Source organism: Amycolatopsis dongchuanensis (assembly GCF_039542405.1).
In the GTDB taxonomy this organism is placed as follows: domain Bacteria; phylum Actinomycetota; class Actinomycetes; order Mycobacteriales; family Pseudonocardiaceae; genus Amycolatopsis_E; species Amycolatopsis_E sacchari.
The window spans coordinates 65,097-81,626 of record NZ_BAABIB010000051.1 but is presented as its reverse complement, the minus strand read 5'-3'; the positions used below and the strand labels follow the sequence as shown (position 1 = coordinate 81,626).

General features: G+C 71.8%; 12 protein-coding genes. 3 read left to right on the top strand and 9 right to left on the bottom strand.

What is annotated here, in order from left to right; genetic code table 11:
- Positions 1-45: 45 nt before the first annotated feature.
- Positions 46-771 carry a FadR/GntR family transcriptional regulator gene (locus ABFX51_RS10880; protein ID WP_346053641.1) on the top strand — a complete coding sequence of 242 codons (726 nt, stop codon included), beginning with the start codon at positions 46-48 and terminating at the stop codon, positions 769-771.
- A 330-nt stretch (positions 772-1,101) separates the two neighbouring features.
- On the opposite strand, the gene ABFX51_RS10875 is transcribed toward ABFX51_RS10880, so the two are convergent.
- Genes ABFX51_RS10875 through cobU form a run of 3 tightly spaced genes read right to left on the bottom strand, consistent with a single transcriptional unit; the run spans position 1,102 to position 3,456 of the window.
- A complete protein-coding gene (locus ABFX51_RS10875; protein ID WP_346053640.1) occupies positions 1,102-1,815 on the bottom strand; it encodes an adenosylcobinamide-GDP ribazoletransferase in 714 nt (237 codons plus the stop codon).
- Between the two features lie 10 nt (positions 1,816-1,825).
- Positions 1,826-2,839 carry a nicotinate-nucleotide--dimethylbenzimidazole phosphoribosyltransferase gene (gene cobT / locus ABFX51_RS10870; RefSeq protein WP_346053639.1) on the bottom strand — a complete coding sequence of 338 codons (1,014 nt, stop codon included), beginning with the start codon at positions 2,837-2,839 and terminating at the stop codon, positions 1,826-1,828.
- Complete coding sequence (gene cobU / locus ABFX51_RS10865) at positions 2,836-3,456, bottom strand: bifunctional adenosylcobinamide kinase/adenosylcobinamide-phosphate guanylyltransferase (protein WP_346053638.1); 621 nt, start codon at positions 3,454-3,456, stop codon at positions 2,836-2,838. Before cobU ends, cobT begins: the two co-directional genes overlap by 4 nt.
- A 36-nt stretch (positions 3,457-3,492) precedes the next feature.
- Between cobU and ABFX51_RS10860 the strand changes: the two genes are divergently transcribed.
- Together ABFX51_RS10860 and ABFX51_RS10855 are read left to right on the top strand one after the other, a co-directional pair.
- On the top strand, positions 3,493-4,419 hold the full coding sequence (locus ABFX51_RS10860; RefSeq protein ID WP_346053637.1) for a cobalamin biosynthesis protein: 927 nt from the start codon (positions 3,493-3,495) through the stop codon (positions 4,417-4,419).
- Positions 4,416-5,882, top strand: coding sequence for a cobyric acid synthase (locus tag ABFX51_RS10855; protein WP_346053636.1), 1,467 nt, complete (start codon positions 4,416-4,418; stop codon positions 5,880-5,882). The genes ABFX51_RS10860 and ABFX51_RS10855 overlap by 4 nt, the downstream gene beginning before the upstream one ends.
- On the opposite strand, the gene ABFX51_RS10850 is transcribed toward ABFX51_RS10855, so the two are convergent.
- The 6 genes from ABFX51_RS10850 to gltB form a co-directional block, all read right to left on the bottom strand.
- The gene (locus ABFX51_RS10850; RefSeq protein ID WP_346053635.1) at positions 5,842-6,555 is read right to left on the bottom strand and encodes a CbtA family protein; all 714 of its coding nucleotides are present in this window, start codon (positions 6,553-6,555) and stop codon (positions 5,842-5,844) included. The two genes, ABFX51_RS10855 and ABFX51_RS10850, sit on opposite strands and share 41 nt — an antisense overlap.
- Position 6,556: 1 nt before the next feature.
- Positions 6,557-6,769 carry a CbtB domain-containing protein gene (locus tag ABFX51_RS10845; RefSeq protein WP_346053634.1) on the bottom strand — a complete coding sequence of 71 codons (213 nt, stop codon included), beginning with the start codon at positions 6,767-6,769 and terminating at the stop codon, positions 6,557-6,559.
- Positions 6,770-7,664: 895 nt separating this feature from the next.
- Positions 7,665-8,450: a DeoR/GlpR family DNA-binding transcription regulator gene (locus ABFX51_RS10840; protein WP_346053633.1), complete on the bottom strand. Its 786-nt coding sequence runs from the start codon at positions 8,448-8,450 to the stop codon at positions 7,665-7,667.
- Positions 8,451-8,541: 91 nt separating this feature from the next.
- Positions 8,542-9,936, bottom strand: coding sequence for a Dyp-type peroxidase (locus tag ABFX51_RS10835; protein ID WP_346053632.1), 1,395 nt, complete (start codon positions 9,934-9,936; stop codon positions 8,542-8,544).
- A 164-nt stretch (positions 9,937-10,100) separates the two neighbouring features.
- The gene (locus tag ABFX51_RS10830; RefSeq protein ID WP_346053631.1) at positions 10,101-11,555 is read right to left on the bottom strand and encodes a glutamate synthase subunit beta; all 1,455 of its coding nucleotides are present in this window, start codon (positions 11,553-11,555) and stop codon (positions 10,101-10,103) included.
- Positions 11,548-16,077 carry a glutamate synthase large subunit gene (gene gltB / locus ABFX51_RS10825; RefSeq protein WP_346053630.1) on the bottom strand — a complete coding sequence of 1,510 codons (4,530 nt, stop codon included), beginning with the start codon at positions 16,075-16,077 and terminating at the stop codon, positions 11,548-11,550. Before gltB ends, ABFX51_RS10830 begins: the two co-directional genes overlap by 8 nt.
- Positions 16,078-16,530 lie beyond the last annotated feature (453 nt).

Genomic DNA, 16,530 nt, shown 5'->3' with positions numbered 1-16,530 from the left:
AAGGTACTCCAGTTATACCTTTAATCCGGAATTTACGATGTGCGGGTGTCCGAAGAGCGCGAGTTGTCGACGCCCGTCCAACCGGTGTCCGCGGCCAAGGCCGTCGCCGACCGGTTGATCGCCGCCATCGCCGTGGGTGACTATTCGGCGGGGGAGCGCCTGCCCGCCGAACGGGACCTGGCCGACATGCTGGCCGTCAGCCGCGTGACGGTGCGAGCCGCGCTCGCGGACCTGCGAGAGGCGGGATACGTCGAAATCCGGCGTGGCCGCACGGGCGGGTCGTTCGTGCGGCAGGACTGGGGCGAGCGGACCGCGGGGGTGGTGCGCGACCTGCTCGGCAAGGACTGGGACCAGCTGGAGGAGCTGTTCGACCTGCGGCGGCTCATCGAGTCGCTGATCGCCCGCACCGCCGCCGAACGGCACACGCTGGAGGACGACGCGGCGATCCTCGGCGCGCTCCGGCGGTACGAGGAGGCGCAGGACGGGGTGAGCGCCCGGGCCGCGGACGTGGAGCTGCACCGCAGCATCGCCACGGCGGCGCACAACCCGCCGCTCGCGGACCTCAGCCGTCAGCTGCTGGCGCAGGTGAGCCTGGGTATCAGCCACGAGCCGTTCACGCCGGAGCTGCGGGAGATGGCGTTGCCGCAGCACCGGGCACTGGTGGAGGCCATCACGAACAGCGACCCGGACGCGGCGGCCGCCGTGGCGCGGGAGCACTTCCGGATCACCGAGCACGCGCTGCGCCACGCCGTGGACCGGGCGGAGGAGTAGGCGCGGCGGTGGGCCGCGCGCGGCGCGGGTGGCGTGGCGGGCGCGGTTTGGCGGGCTGGCGCGGTGTGGGGCGGCTGGCGCGGCGCGGCGGCGGATCTCGGCGGCTAGCAGCGCGATCCGCGCCACGACGCATGGCGCGGCCGCCGCTGGCGGATCTCAGCCATCGGCTGCTGGCGCACGTGAGCCTCGGCGCCAGCGCCACCAGGGCAGCGCCGCCAGCGCGGCGACCGCCGCTCGCGGTTCTCGGCCGCCGAGCCAGCGGGCCAGCGCTGCCAGCGCCGCCGCGGTCGCGGCGGATCCCAGCCGTCAGCCCAGCCACCCCCGCAGCCGTCAGGCCAGCGCCACCAGCGCCGCCGCCGTCGCCGCCTCGACGCACGCCCCCAGCACGTCCCCGGTGATCCCGCCCAGTCTGCGCACGCAGCGCCACAACAACAGCCCCGCGACGGCGTACGCCACGGCGACCGCGAGCGGGCCGCGCCACCACGGCAACCCCGGCAACAGCACCGACAACCCCGCCGCGAGCGCGAAGACGAGCCCCGCGAGCGGCACCGGCACCGAGCCGGACACCGTCGCGCCCAGCCCCTCCGGCCGCGCCGACGGCACGAACCCCGTGCAGCACAACGAAAGCACGCACCGCCCCAGCACGACCGCCGCCGCTCCGGCCCACGGCCCGGCCGCGGCCATCGCTCCACATTGGACGATCAACACCAGCACCAGCGCGGCCACCCCGGTCGGCCCGGAGTCACCGCGCCGCATGATCTCCAGCGCCCGCGTGCGGTCGTACGAAGCGCCGAGCCCGTCCGCCGTGTCCGCCAGCCCGTCCAGGTGCAGCCCGCGGCTGCCCAGCGCCACGGCGCCCACCGCCACGCCCGCGACGGCGAGCGGCGGCAGCCCGAGCAGCTGCCCCGCGTAGAGCACGAGCCCCGCCAACGCCGCGAGTGGCAGCACCGCGACCGGGCCCAGCACCATCGCGCCGCCCGCGACGCGGCGGTCGATCCGGGACGGCGGCGGGACGGGCAGCGCCGTCAGCGTGCCGACCGCCATGCGCAGTGCGTCAAGCAAGATCGGCCAGCAGCCCCATCTCGGCGAGGACCGCCCGCGCCGCCCGCAGCGTCGGCACCGCCTGCACGGCGCCACTGCCCTCGCCGAGCCGCAGCCCGAGGTCGAGGATCGGCGCCAGCCCCAGCGCCTTGAGCGCGTACGCCTGCGACGGCTCGGTCGACCGGTGCCCGGCGAGCCACCAGTGCACCGCGTCCGGCGCGATCTCCCGCGCCACCAACGCCGCCGCACCCGAGAACACGCCGTCCAGCAACACCGGCACCCCGCGCACCGCGCCCTGCACCAGGAAACCCGCCGTCGCGGCGGCACACGCGCTGCCCATCGCGGTCAGCACGTCGAACGGGCCGTCACCCCGCGGCCGCGCCAGCGCCCGCTCCACCACGGCGATCTTGCGCGCCCGCCCGGCCTCGTCGATCCCGGTGCCGGTGCCGACGACGTCCGCCGCGGGCAGCCCGAGCACCGCCGCGACCAGCGCCGCCGCCACCGCCGTGTTGCCGATGCCCATGTCACCGGGGATCAGCAGGTCCGCGCCGTCGTCGATCTCCTTGTCGGCCACCTCGCGGCCCGCGTCGAACGCCCGCGAAGCCTCGCCCGGTGCCAGCGCGTCCTCGACGTCGATCGAGCCCGAGCCGCGGCGGATCTTGTACGCCCGCACGTCCTCGGGCACGTCCGCCAGGTCGTCGTCCACCGCGATGTCCAGCACCCGCACGCGGGCGCCGACCTGCTTCGCCAGCACGTTCACGCCACTCTTGCCCGCCAGGAACACGCGCACCATCGCAGCGGTGACCTCGCGCGGGTACGCCGACGTCGCCGAAACCCCGTGGTCACCGGCGAACACCACCACCCGCACGTCCTCGATGGGCCGTGGCGGCACCACGCCGTGCGCGGCGGACAGCCACGCCGCCAGCTCTTCGAGCCTGCCCAGCGCGCCCACCGGCTTCACGAGCGCATCGAGCCGGGCCAGTGCCTCCTCGCGAGCGCGGGAGTCCGGAAGCGGAACGTCGATCACAGCAATGCCCTTTCGCCGAGGCGCAGCACGCGCCCGGCCACCACGAGCTGGACGCTGTCCGACTCCGCGGCGACCCGGTTGTTCAACGCCCCCAGCACATCACGGAACACGCGCCCGGACACCGTCGCGGGCACCACACCCATGCCGACCTCGTTGCTGACCGCCACGATCGGTACGTGCGCGTTCACCCAGGCGGCCAGGAACTCCTCCAGCCGGTCGTCCAGCCGCAGCTCCCAGCCCTTCGCCTGCTCCCAGGCGCCGACCTCGCCCAGCACCCTGCTGACCCACGTGCCGAGGCAGTCGATCAGCAGCGGGCGGGACGCTCTGCGCACGGTCGCGGCCAGGTCGGACGTCTCCACCGTGCGCCAGTTCGCCGGGCGCCGGGCCTGGTGCAGCGCGATGCGCGCGGCCCACTCGGGGTCGTCGTCGCTCGCCGGGTAGCCGGGCGCCACGTAGACGACCTCGGGGTGCCGGTTCATCAGGCGTTCGGCGTGCCGGGACTTGCCCGAGCGGACGCCGCCGAGGACGAGCACCTTCGCTTCGTCGCTGGAGTACCGGCGGAGCAGCCGCGCGGCGGTCTCGAGCGAGGAGGCGAGCCGCTGGGTCAGCTTGGTCATACCCGGCATTCTCGTGCAAGCGCTACGGTCGTGTGCGTGGTGTATGCAAGATCGTTGACCAGGCTCGGGCTGGCCGCCGGATACGCGCTGGACGCGGCCTTCGGCGACCCCCGCCGCGGTCACCCGGTCGCGTTGTTCGGGCGGGTCGCGGGAGCGCTGGAACGCCGGATGTGGGCCGACTCGCGACCCCGGGGCGCCGCCTACACCGCGATCTGCACCGGGGCAGCTGCCGGGCTCGGCGCGCTTGCCCACGTCGCCACGCGACGCCGTCCCGTCGCCCGCTTCGCCGCCACCGCGCTGGCTACGTGGACCGTCCTCGGCGGCCGCGGCCTGGCGCGGGAAGGCGCCACCATGGCCCGCCTGCTCGACGCCGGAGACGTGCTCGCCGCGCGGCACCGCCTGTCCCACCTCTGCGGTCGTGACGCGACCGGACTGGACACCAAGGAGCTGGCGCGCGCCGCCACCGAATCCATCGCCGAGAACACGTCGGACGCCGTCGTCGCACCGCTGTACTGGGGTGCGGTCGCCGGGCTGCCCGGCCTGCTCGGTTACCGCGCGCTCAACACCCTCGATGCGATGGTCGGCCACCGCTCGCCCCGCTACGAACGCTTCGGCTGGGCCTCGGCCCGCGCGGACGACGTGGCGAACCTGGTGCCCGCCCGGCTCGGCGCCCTCGCCGCGGTCGCCTGCGCCCCGCTCGTGGGTGGCAGCCCGGCGCGCGCGTGGCGGGTGTGGCGGCGCGACGGCGGTCGTCATCCCAGCCCGAACGCGGGGCAGGTCGAGGCAGCCTTCGCCGGAGCGCTGGACGTCCGGCTCGGCGGGGTGAACAGCTACGGCGGCCGCACGGAGGACCGCGGGACGCTCGGTGACGGGCCCGCGCCCGGCACCGCCGACCTGCACCGCTCGGTCCGGCTGTCGAAGGCCGTCGGACTGGCCGCACTCGCCGCGGCGGTGGCGCGGTGAGGGGACTGCTCATCGCGGGCACCACTTCGGACGCCGGCAAGAGCCTCGTCACGGCGGGCGTGTGCCGGTGGCTGGCGCGGCAGGGGCTGCGGGTCGCGCCGTTCAAGGCGCAGAACATGTCCAACAACTCGATGGTCTGCGCGGACGGCGCGGAAATCGGGCGAGCGCAGTGGTTGCAGGCGCGGGCCGCGGGTGTCGAGCCCGAAGCGGCGATGAACCCCGTGCTGCTCAAGCCCGGCAGCGACCACCGCAGTCACGTCATCGCGCTCGGCAAACCGTTCGGCACGCTCGAAGCGGGTGAGTACGCGACGGGCCGGAAAGCGCTTGCACAACTCGCGTTTGACACGTTCGAGGAGCTGCGGAGCCGGTTCGACGTGGTCGTGTGCGAGGGCGCCGGCAGTCCCGCGGAGATCAATCTGCGCGCGGGTGACTACGTGAACATGGGGCTGGCACGGCGGTTCGACCTGCCGGTGCTCGTCGTCGGCGACATCGATCGTGGCGGCGTGCTGGCCGCGATGTACGGCACGCAGGCGTTGCTGGAACCGGCCGACCAGGCACTGCTGGCGGGCTGGATCGTCAACAAGTTCCGTGGTGACGTGGGGTTGCTGCGGCCGGGCCTCGACCGGATCGAGGAGCTGACCGGGCGTCCCGTGCTGGGTGTGCTGCCGTGGCTCGACGGGGTGTGGATCGACTCCGAGGACGCGCTGGCCGCGGCGGGCTGGCGCCGCGAGCAGGACGGCGGTTCGCTGCGCGTGGCCGTGGTGCGTTTCCCGCGTGCCTCCAACGCGACCGATGTGGACGCCCTCGCGGCCGAGCCCGGCGTGCACGTCCAGCTGACGGCCGAACCGGACGTGGTGCGCACGAGCGACATCGTGGTGCTGCCGGGCACACGCGCGACGGTTGACGACCTCGGCTGGTTGCGGGCGCGGGGCCTCGACGACGTGCTGGCCGAGCGGGTCCGCGCGGGCCGTCCCGTGCTGGGCATCTGCGGGGGCTACCAGATGCTGGCGGAGGAGATCGACGACGACGTCGAGTCCGGTGCCGGCCGCGTGCGCGGGCTCGGGCTGTTGCCGACGACGGTGTCGTTCTCGCCGGAGAAGGTGCTGGCGCGTCCCGTGGGCAGCTGGCGCGGGCACGAGGTCGAGGCGTACGAGATCCACCACGGCAGCGCGCTAGCACACGGCGACGCGGAACCGTTCCTCGACGGCTGGCGCGTCGGCCCGGTGTGGGGCACGACGTGGCACGGCACGCTCGACAACGACGGCTTCCGCCGGGCGTGGCTGACCGAAGCAGCGGCGCAGGCAGGGGTGTCGTGGTCCCCGAGCGTTGGGGCGCCGGGCTTTTCGGCACTGCGGGAGTCCATGGTGGACAGACTCGCCGACGCCGTGGCGGAGCACCTCGACACGGACGTGCTCCTGCGGCTCATCCGGGCTGGGGCACCGGACGGGCAGCGGATCTTGTGAACGCGCGGTCGGCGAGCGTGCCGAACACGAGCGCGAACACCGTCCACAGTGTCAGCTGCGTGCCGAGCGAGGACGTGCGGAAGCTCCACAGCGTCGTGGCGGGGAAGTCCGCGGGCACCTCGTCGACGACCGGCAGCAGCCACGCGCACAACGCCATGACGACGACGTAACCGAGGCACGCGGCGATCCCGCCCGTCCAGGCGTCGTACCGGTCGGCGAGCGTGCGGCCCGCGAGCGTCGCGATGATACCGGCCACAATGGACAGTGCGACGAACGCGAAGTACAGCTCCGTGCGGGACTGGATGGTCCCCTCCTGGCCGACGGCGGGAGGGTTGGCCGGGTACTTGAGGAACGGCACCAGCACGACCACCACGAACGCCGCCGCGGTCACGAGCAACGCCGTGTGCCGCGGCCGCAACCGCCCGATCCGGCCGTAGGCGAACGCGAAAGCCAAGGCCAGCAAGCCACCCATGGCGATCGCGTACACCCCGACGCCGACGAACAGGCCGATGGTGCTCTGGGTGGTCCGGCTGACGAGCTCCTCGCCGTGCTCGTGCTCGAACCCGATGGCGAGGTCCACCGACGGTTCGCCGAACACGTAGGCGAAGAGGGTGGCGAGCACACCGGCGACCAGGCCCGCGAGCATCCCGCGGACCAGCAGTGTCCTCATCATGTCAGTGGCAGGGGAAGGCGAGCAGGTGCCGTCCGTCGTGGACGAACTCGTGGACGTAGTGGTTCGCGATCACCGAGGCGGCGCCCTGCTCGGTGGTGACGAAGTAAAGTGCGATCAACGCGAGCAGGCCGACGAGCACCGCCCACGGCACGATCTGCCGGATCGGGATGCGGACGGGGATCGGCGCCGGGATGGTGTGGGCGGCCTGGGTCATGAGGTCCTCCTCGGGCTGTGCGCGGCCTGCTCGGGGTGCTCGCGATGGTCCGGGTCTGACTTCCCAGGGACCTAGGCCCGGGTCACAGTGGCGCGTCCGCGCGGATTCTCACCGCTTCCGGTCGCCATCGCCTTGCCGTCCCACGGTAAACCAGGGGCGGGGTGGGGTCAATGTGGAGGGGTTCCGGGGTGGTGGGGTGGGGGGGGGGGTGCTTGGTGCTCGGCGGGAAGTCTCACCGGCACCGGCTACCGGCTACTGACGACCGGCGACCGGCTACTGGCCCCGGCCAGCGCCACCAGCCATCGCGACCGGCCATCGCTACTGCGACCGGCTACCGGCCGCCGCCCGGCCACCGGCCACTGGCCGCTACCGCCACCGCCGCCGTTCGGCGGTCGGGCCGCCCAGCGCCGTGCGCCCGGCGGCCACTGGCTACCGGCCACCGGCCCCGGCCAGCGCCACCGCCGCCGCCACGGGCCGGTGGCGGTCGGGTGCTCGGCGCTCTGCACCTGGCGTTCCGCCACTGGCCGCCACCGGCCGCCCGGCCGCCACCGGCTACCGCCACCAGCCGCCCGGTCACCGGCCGCCACCGCCACCGCCGCCGTTCGGCGGTCGGGCGCCGGGCGCCCTGCGCCTGGCGGCCAGCGCCTGGGGCGCGTCGGGTGCCGGGGTCTACCGGGCGTGGCCGCCCTGTTCAGGGGCCCACCCCCGCCCCGATCCTTGAGTGTTCAACGGCCGCTCGGGGCGTGTAAAGGGCGCCTTCGGCGTCGCTTCGCGATGGCTTCGCCACCCTTGACACGCCGGAGCGGCCGTAAGTGCGGCTGGGGATCGGGGCGGGGGTGGGTGTGGGCGGTGGGCCCCTGCTCGCTTCGCATTGCGAGGTGGGCCCCTCCCCCTGTCACGCCAGTAGTACTTGTGTTCCTTCTGCTTCGAAGGCGGCGATGTGTGCTGGGTCGGCGTTCGTGTCGGTGATCAACATCTGCACGTCCCTCGTGGCGCAGATCCTCGCGAAGGCGAACGCGCCCAGTTTCGTGCTGTCCGCTACCGCCACCACCTCGCGGGCCTGCGACGCGAGCAGGCGCGTGACTTCCGCGTCCGCCTCTTGTCCGTGGTACAAGCCGCGCGCCGCGTCCAGGGCGTCCACTCCGATGAACGCCAGGTCGAGCCGTACTTCCCGCAGCACGGGTGTCGCCAGTGGACCGGTCAGTTCGAACGTGCCCGTGCCCGCCACCCCGCCCGTCGTCACGATTTTGAGGCACTGCCGCACCGCCAGCTCGTGTGCGATGTTCAGCGCGTTCGTCACCACGGTCAGCGCGGGGACCGTCGTGCTTTCGTTGAACTCCGGGCGCACCGCCAGGGCGCGACCCACCTCGGTCGTCGTCGTGCCGCCGTTCAAGCCGACGATCATGCCGCGCCGGACGAGTTGCGCCGCGACCTCGCCGATGCGCCGTTTCTCCTCCGCGTGGTTGCCCGCGCCGTACCGCAGCGAAAGGTCGTAGGCGACCGAGCTGCGCACGGCACCGCCGCGCGTCCGGATCAGCAACTGCCTGCCGGCCAGGTGGTCGAGGTCCCGGCGAATGGTGGCGGGGGAAACCCGAAGCTCTTTCGCCGTTTCTTCGACCTCGATCCTGTCCCGCCGCCCGACCATTTCGAGCAGCGTGTTCAGGCGTTCGTCTCGATTCACGCCCAACTACTACCCGCTTTCCCGGCACGTCGGAAATCGGCTGTTCGGGGAAACCCGCCGGAGGTCTTCCGGCGGGTTGTCCGACGTTTTCTCACAGACCCCGCAAGAAGGCAAGGGACGGCATGAAGAAGTATTCCGCCCCCTTCACCGTCACCGCCTGCGGAATCGGGTCCACCACCTGCGCGCCATTGCGGCCCCAGTCCCGCGAATAACTCGGGTCCGGGCGCTCACCCTGGCCGATCACCGGGTCCAGTCCCGGCCGCGAACCGTCCGGGGTGCTCGGAAAACCGGCGTTGTTCGCCCAGTTGAGCTGCGTGAACTCGAACTGGTTGACCAGGTCGCTGTTGAACGCCATGAAAAGCAGTCCGACGTCCTTCGTCGGCCGGACCACCGGCGGCAGGTCCGCGCTGGGGTCGTCCAGCCGCCTGCCGTAGGTCTGCCCCCGGCGCGCCATCAGGTGCCTCCGCTCGGCCTCCGGCGCCTCGAAACCACCCGAGCCCCGCGGATTCGTCTTGCGGATGTGCGCGTGGAAGGGGCATTTCTGCCCCAGTTTGTCGCTGTCGTAGCTGAAATCGTTCTCCACCGGCGAGTTCGCGCCCGCGGCGCTCTGCGAAACCAGCGGGGTGCCGTCCTCGAAACGGCCGATCAGCATCGCGCCGGCGCGTTCCGCGTCCTCGCCTTTCAGGCCCAGTTCCTCGGCGAGGTCCTGCTCCGCCTGCTTGAACAGCTGCACGTTCTGCTCCAGTTTCCGGAACACGAAGTAGCTGCCGAAGTGCACGCCGGGGTCCGGCGCCGCGGGATCGGGAACCAGGACCTGGCTCAACGGAGCCGCCGGGTCCCATTCGTTGATCCCGTCCGTGGTGTCGCGCTCGAGCTCCACGTCCTCGGTGAGGAACAGCGGCTGGCTGCGCCCGTCGACGTACCCGAAATGCTCGATCCCGTCGCCGTTGTCGTTGGTGAGCCCGCGCCCGGTCTCCTCGCCGAGCACGGTCACGGACGGCGGCAGCAACGCGAGCAACTCGGCTCGCTTCGTCCGCGTCGTCGCCGTGCTCGCGTCACCCACCAGGACTACGGCGTCGATCGTGGCCTGGTACGGCTGTTCCCACGTCGCCGGGTCCGGGTCGCGCAGCGTGGCGGCCGACTGCTTCGCCCCCTGCTGGAACGGCCCGTTCTCCGGTACCGCCGTGATGCCGAGCTTCGCGTAGCCCGAGGCGGTCAGCCCGACCCCGACGTACGGCGTGCCGCCGCCACCGCCCGACTTGAACGCCTCGACCTCCTCCAGGTGCGTCCTGGCGGACTTCATGAGCCCGGCCACCGCCCCGAGGAACGTCTTCGCCTCCCCGGCGTCCCCGAAACCCAGGAACAGCACGGAAAGGTGATCGCGGACGTGTGCCTTCAGGATGTTCGGCTGCAGCTCGTCCAGCATCGTGGCGGCGTCGCCGTCGGCGGTTTTCCAGGACAGCGGGGTGGACAGGTCAACGGCCATGAGAGCCCCCTCTTCGGTGAACCTGCTGACCTCCCTAAGTGCCGAATTCCACCGCCCGGATGCAGTACGCGGGGCTTTTCACTCGGATGGCGCAACGAGGACAGCGAAAAGCCCCCTGCGCGCCGTACTTACGTGACGCACAGAGGGCTTTTCGGGTGATCCTCTTACGCGATCGGCCGGTCCGTGGGCCGGATCGGTGCCGGCAGCAGGTCACGCTCCGGCACGAGGTAGCGGTCCACCGCCGCCGCGGCGGAGCGGCCTTCCGCGATCGCCCACACGATCAGCGACTGGCCGCGGCCCATGTCGCCCGCCACGAAGACGTTGTCGAGGTTCGTGCGGTACTCCGCGTTCCGCGCGACGTTGCCCCGCTGGTCCAGGTCGACGCCCAGCGACTCGAGCAGACCCTCGCGCTGCGGACCGACGAAACCCATCGCCAGCAGCACGAGCTGCGCGGGCAGTTCCCGTTCGGTCCCCTCGACCGGAACGAACTTGCCGCCCTCGTTGCGCACCTCGACCAGCCGCAGCGCCCGCAGGTTCCCGTCGTCGTCGGCGAGGAACTCCTGCGTGTTCACCGAGTACAGGCGCTCGCCGCCCTCCTCGTGCGCCGACGACACCCGGAAGATCATCGGGTACATCGGCCACGGGTGGGCCTCCGACCGCGACTCCGGCGGCCGCGGCATGATCTCCAGCTGCGTCACCGAAAGCGCGCCCTGCCGGTGCGCCGTGCCGACGCAGTCCGCGCCCGTGTCACCGCCGCCGATCACCACGACGTGCTTGCCGTCCGCCGAGATCGGCGGCTCGGCCAGCTCACCTGAGGCGACCCGGTTCGCCCACGGCAGGTACTCCATCGCCTGGTACACGCCCGGCAGCTCACGGCCGGGGATCGGCAGGTCGCGCCACGCCGTCGCCCCACCGGCGAGCACCACGGCGTCGTACTGCGCACGCAGCTCGTCCGCGGTCACGTCCACGCCGACGTTCACCCCGGTGTGGAACTCCGTGCCCTCCGCGCGCATCTGGTCCAGCCGCCGGTCCAGCCGCCACTTCTCCATCTTGAACGCCGGGATCCCGTACCGCAGCAGCCCGCCGATCGCGTCCGCCCGCTCGAACACCACCACGTCGTGGCCCGCGCGGGTCAGCTGCTGTGCCGCCGCCAGTCCCGAGGGCCCGGACCCGACGACGGCGACCTTCTTGCCCGTCTTCGCCTCAGGCGGCTGCGGCGTGACCCAGCCCTCCTCCCACGCACGGTCCACAATGGAGATCTCCACGCGCTTGATCGTCACGGGATCGTCGTTGATCCCGAGCACGCACGCGGTCTCACACGGCGCCGGGCACAGGGTGCCGGTGAACTCCGGGAAGTTGTTCGTGGCGTGCAGCCGCTCGATCGCGTCCCGCCAGTCCTCCCGCCACACCAGGTCGTTCCACTCCGGGATGAGGTTGCCCAGCGGACAACCCTGGTGGCAGAACGGGATACCGCAGTCCATGCAGCGCCCGGCCTGCTTCTCCAGCTTGGTCGAGTGGAAGTCCTCGTAGACCTCGCGCCAGTCGAGCAGCCGCAGCGGCACCGGACGGGTCTTCGGCGTCTCGCGCGGCGTCGTCAGAAAACCCTTCGGGTCAGCCATGTGCGGCCTCCATGATCGCCTCGTTCACGTCGCGGCCGTCCCTCTCCGCCGCGGCCTGGGCCTGCAGAACTCGCTTGTAATCGCTGGGCATGACCTTGCCGAACCGGGCGACGGCCGCGTCCCAGTCGGCCAGCAGCGCGTGCGCCACCGCCGATTCCGTTTCCACGTAGTGCTTTTCGACCGCGTCGCGGAGGAACTCGACGTCCTCGTCGTCCAGCGGGTCGAGGTCCACCATCTCCCGGTTGACGCGCAGCGCGGGCAGATCGAGCACGTAGGCGATGCCGCCGGACATGCCGGCCGCGAAGTTCCGCCCCACCGGGCCGAGCACGACGACGCGCCCGCCGGTCATGTACTCGCACCCGTGGTCGCCGACGCCCTCCACGACCGCCAGCGCGCCCGAGTTGCGCACGCAGAACCGCTCGCCGACCTTGCCGCGCAGGAAGATCTCGCCGCCGGTCGCGCCGTAGCCGATCACGTTGCCCGCGATGATGTGCTCCTCCGCGGTGAACTGCGCGCTCCGGTCCGGCCGCACGATGACCCGCCCGCCGGACAGGCCCTTCGCCACGTAGTCGTTCGCGTCGCCGAACAGCCGCAGCGTGATGCCCCGCGGCAGGAACGCGCCGAACGACTGGCCCGCGGTGCCCGTGAACGTCACGTCGATCGTGTCGTCCGGCAGGCCCTCGCCGCCCCAGCGCTTGGTCAGCTCCGAACCCAGCATCGTGCCCACGGTCCGGTTCACGTTGCGCACGGGCAGTTCCAGCTTCACCTTGTCGCCCGAGTTGAGCGCGCCCTCGGCGAGCTGGATCAGCGTGTTGTCGAGCGCCTTGTCCAGCCCGTGGTCCTGCGCGACGACGCGGTGCCGCGCCGCCCGCGGCTCCAGCTCGGGCACGTGGAAGATCGGCGACAGGTCCAGCCCGGCCGCCTTCCAGTGGTCGACCGCGCGGCGCTTGTCGAGCACCTCGGCGTGCCCGACGGCCTCCTCGATGGACCGGAAACCCAGCCGCGCCAGGTACTCCCGGACCTCCTGCGCGATGAACTCGAAGAAGTTCACCACGTACTCGGCCTTGCCGCTGAACTTCTCCCGCAGCTTCGGGTTCTGCGTCGCGACGCCGACGGGGCACGTGTCGAGGTGGCAGACGCGCATCATGATGCAGCCCGACACCACGAGCGGCGCGGTCGCGAAACCGAACTCCTCCGCGCCGAGCAGCGCCGCGATCACCACGTCGCGGCCGGTCTTGAGCTGCCCGTCGGTCTGCACGACGATGCGGTCGCGCAACCGGTTCGCCAGCAGCGTCTGCTGGGTCTCGGCCAGCCCCAGCTCCCACGGCCCGCCCGCGTGCTTGATCGACGACAGCGGCGAAGCACCGGTGCCGCCGTCGTGCCCGGAGATGAGCACGACGTCCGCGTGTGCCTTGGAAACACCCGCCGCGACCGTGCCGACGCCGACCTCGGACACCAGCTTCACGTGGATGCGGGCGGCCGGGTTGGCGTTCTTCAGGTCGTGGATCAGCTGCGCCAGGTCCTCGATCGAGTAGATGTCGTGGTGCGGCGGCGGGGAGATCAGCCCGACACCCGGCGTGGAGTGCCGCGTCTTCGCGATCCACGGGTACACCTTCGCGCCGGGCAGCTGCCCGCCCTCGCCGGGCTTGGCGCCCTGCGCCATCTTGATCTGGATGTCGTCGGCGTTGACGAGGTACTCGCTGGTGACGCCGAACCGTCCACTCGCGACCTGCTTGACGGCGGACCGCCGCTCGGGGTCGTAGAGCCGCTCCGGGTCCTCGCCGCCCTCGCCGGTGTTGGACTTGCCGCCCAGCCGGTTCATCGCGATCGCCAGCGTCTGGTGCATCTCCTGCGAAATCGAGCCGTAGGAGATGGCGCCCGTGGCGAACCGCTTGACGATCTCCGAGACCGGCTCGACCTCCTCGATCGGCACCGGCGGCCGCAGGCCCTCCTTGAACTCGAACAGCCCGCGCAGGGTCATGAGCTTCTCGGACTGCTCGTCGACCGCGCGCGTGTACTCCTTGAAGATCTCGTACTTCCCGGTGCGCGTGGAGTGCTGCAGCTTGAACACCGTGTGCGGGTTGAACAGGTGCGGCTCGCCCTCGCGCCGCCACTGGTAGTCCCCGCCGGTCTCCAGCTCGCGGTGCGCCGGGCGCATGCCGTCGCGCGGGAAGGCGCGCTTGTGCCGCTGCGCCACCTCCTCGGCGAGCGTGTCGAAACCGACGCCGCCCAGCCGCGACGTGGTGCCGCGGAAACAGGTGTCGACGACCTCCTCGCCGAGCCCGATCGCCTCGAAGATCTGGGCGCCGGTGTAGGAGGCCACAGTGGACACCCCCATCTTCGACATGGTCTTGCGCACGCCCTTGCCCAGCGCCTTGATCAGGTTCCGGGTCGCCTGCTGCGGCGTGACACCCGGGATCTTGCCCCGGTGCGCCAGCTCCTCGACGGTCGCCATCGCCATGTACGGGTTGACCGCGGCGACGCCGTACCCGATGAGCAGCGCGATGTGGTGCACCTCGCGGGCGTCGCCGGACTCGACGATCAGCCCGACCTGCGTGCGGGTCTTCTGCCGCACCAGGTGGTGGTGCACCGCGCCGGTCAGCAGCAGCGACGGGATCGCCGCGTGCCGCTCGTCGACCCCGCGGTCGGACAGCACGATGAGCCGCGCCCCGTCCTCGATCGCCTCGGACACCTCGGCGCAGATCTCGTTCAGCCGCTCGACGAGCGCCTTGCCGCCGCCGTCGACGCGGTAGCGGCCCTGCACGGTGACCGCCTGGAACTCCGGCAGGTCGCCGTCGTCGTTGATGTGCACGAGCTTGGCGAGCTCGTCGTTGTCCAGCACGGGGAACGGCAGCACGATCTTGCGGCAGTGCTCCGGGCCCGCGTCGAGCAGGTTCGGCTCCGCGCCGAGCTGGGTGCCCAGCGACGTCACCAGCTCCTCGCGGATGGCGTCCAGCGGCGGGTTGGTCACCTGCGCGAACAGCTGGCTGAAGTAGTCGAAGATCTGCCGCGGTTTACTCGACAGCGGGGCGAGCGGGGAGTCGTTGCCCATCGAGCCGATGGGCTCGGCCCCGCTGCGCGCCATGGGTTCGAGGAGCGTTTCCAGCTCCTCCTCGGTGTAGCCGAAGGCCTGCTGCCGCCGCACGAGCGACGCGTGCGTGGGCACCTCGCGGTCGCGCTCGGGCAGTTCTTCCAGCCGCACCAGCCCGCTGTCGATCCACTCGGCGTACGGGTGCTGCGCCGCCAGCTCGCCCTTGATCTCCTCGTCGTCGATGATGCGCCCCTGCGCGGTGTCGACGAGGAACATGCGGCCCGGCTCCAGCCGTCCCTTGCGCACGATGCTCGCGGGGTCCAGCTCCAGCACGCCGACCTCGCTGGCGAGCACGACGAGCCCGTCCTCGGTGACCCAGTAGCGGGCCGGGCGGAGGCCGTTGCGGTCCAGCACCGCGCCGATCTGCGTGCCGTCGGTGAACGACACCAGCGCGGGGCCGTCCCACGGCTCCATCAGGGAGGAGTGGAACTCGTAGAACGCCCGGCGGGCGGGGTCCATCTCCTCGTGGTTCTCCCACGCCTCGGGGATCATCATCAGCACCGCGTGCGGCAGGCTGCGGCCGCCGAGGTGGAGCAGCTCCAGCACCTCGTCGAACGTCGCCGAGTCGCTCGCGTCCCGCGTGATGATGGGGTAGAGCCGCGACAGGTCGCCGGGGATCAGGTCCGTGGCGAGCATCGACTCGCGCGCGTCCATCCAGTTCCGGTTGCCGCGCAACGTGTTGATCTCACCGTTGTGCGCCACGTACCGGTACGGGTGCGCCAGCGGCCACGACGGGAACGTGTTGGTGGAGAAGCGGGAGTGCACCAGCCCGATGGCGCTCACGACGCGCCCGTCGGTCAGGTCCGGGAAGAACCGCTCCACCTGCGGCTCGGTCAGCATTCCCTTGTAGACGATCGTCCGCGACGACAGGCTGGGGAAGTAGACGCCCTCGGGCTCCAGCGCGTGCTCGGCGCGCTTGCGCACGCAGAACGCGAGCCGCTCCAGCGCCAGCCCGCTCACCTCGGGCTCGCGGGCGGCCAGGAAGAGCTGGCTGAAGTGCGGCATGACGCTCTTCGCCGTCGGGCCCACGTGTTCGGGGTCCACGGGCAGCTCCCGCCAGCCCAGCACCGACATGCCCTCTTCGGCGGCGATGCCCTCGATCGCGCTCATCGCCCGGCCGCGCGCGGTCTCGTCGACCGGCAGGAACGCCGTGCCCACCGCGTAGTGACCGGCTTCGGGCAGCGCGAAGTCCACGACCTCGCGGTAGAAGGCGTCCGGGACCTGGATCAGGATCCCCGCGCCGTCGCCGGTATCGGGTTCGGCTCCGCGAGCACCGCGATGTTCGAGGTTGCGCAGCGCGACGAGCGCCTTCTTCACGATCTCGTGGTCTCTCCGGCCGGCGAGATCGGCGACGAAGGCGACGCCGCAGGCGTCGTGTTCGTACTGCGCGTCGTACAAGCCTTGGGGCTCGGTCGAACTGTGGCGGGTCACGGCTGGCCGCCTCCTTGGGCGTAGGCAGCCCGGGGGTTCACTCGATCGAGCGGGTCTTGGCAGACCTGCTAACGGAGCCGTCCCGGGCCGCGATGGTCAGTCGAGAAGGGGAAACGGGCTAGGCGGCACAAGGGCAGACGCCATCGCCCGGCCACACATCAGCGGGTGGCCGCTAGTCGTCGGGTACGCACGTCCTTGGGCGATCTTCGATTTGAGCGCGCGTGTCTCCCCGGGCGTGGTGGGGCCCGTTTCGACGGCGCGGTTGTTACTCCCGGGTTCGCCGGGTCTTATGACAGTAGTGTGAATTCGGCGTTATCGACATACGTCGTTCGCGTCGCGTGGGAAATGCCACGCGGGCGTTGACTGTCGACCTTCCTTCGGTCTTACCGTCCCGCACCGGGGTTGAGCAGCGGAAACAGGGATCCGGGCGGGGCTGTGCGGGCCTCGCCGGGG

Bases quoted from the DNA above. Each gene is read 5' to 3' on its own strand.
- ABFX51_RS10875 (WP_346053640.1), bottom strand. From the start codon at position 1,815: ATGGCGGTCGGCACGCTGACGGCGCTGCCCGTCCCGCCGCCGTCCCGG.
- cobU (WP_346053638.1), bottom strand. From the start codon at position 3,456: ATGACCAAGCTGACCCAGCGGCTCGCCTCCTCGCTCGAGACCGCCGCG.
- ABFX51_RS10850 (WP_346053635.1), bottom strand. From the start codon at position 6,555: ATGATGAGGACACTGCTGGTCCGCGGGATGCTCGCGGGCCTGGTCGCC.
- ABFX51_RS10845 (WP_346053634.1), bottom strand. From the start codon at position 6,769: ATGACCCAGGCCGCCCACACCATCCCGGCGCCGATCCCCGTCCGCATC.
- ABFX51_RS10835 (WP_346053632.1), bottom strand. From the start codon at position 9,936: ATGGCCGTTGACCTGTCCACCCCGCTGTCCTGGAAAACCGCCGACGGC.
- ABFX51_RS10830 (WP_346053631.1), bottom strand. From the start codon at position 11,555: ATGGCTGACCCGAAGGGTTTTCTGACGACGCCGCGCGAGACGCCGAAG.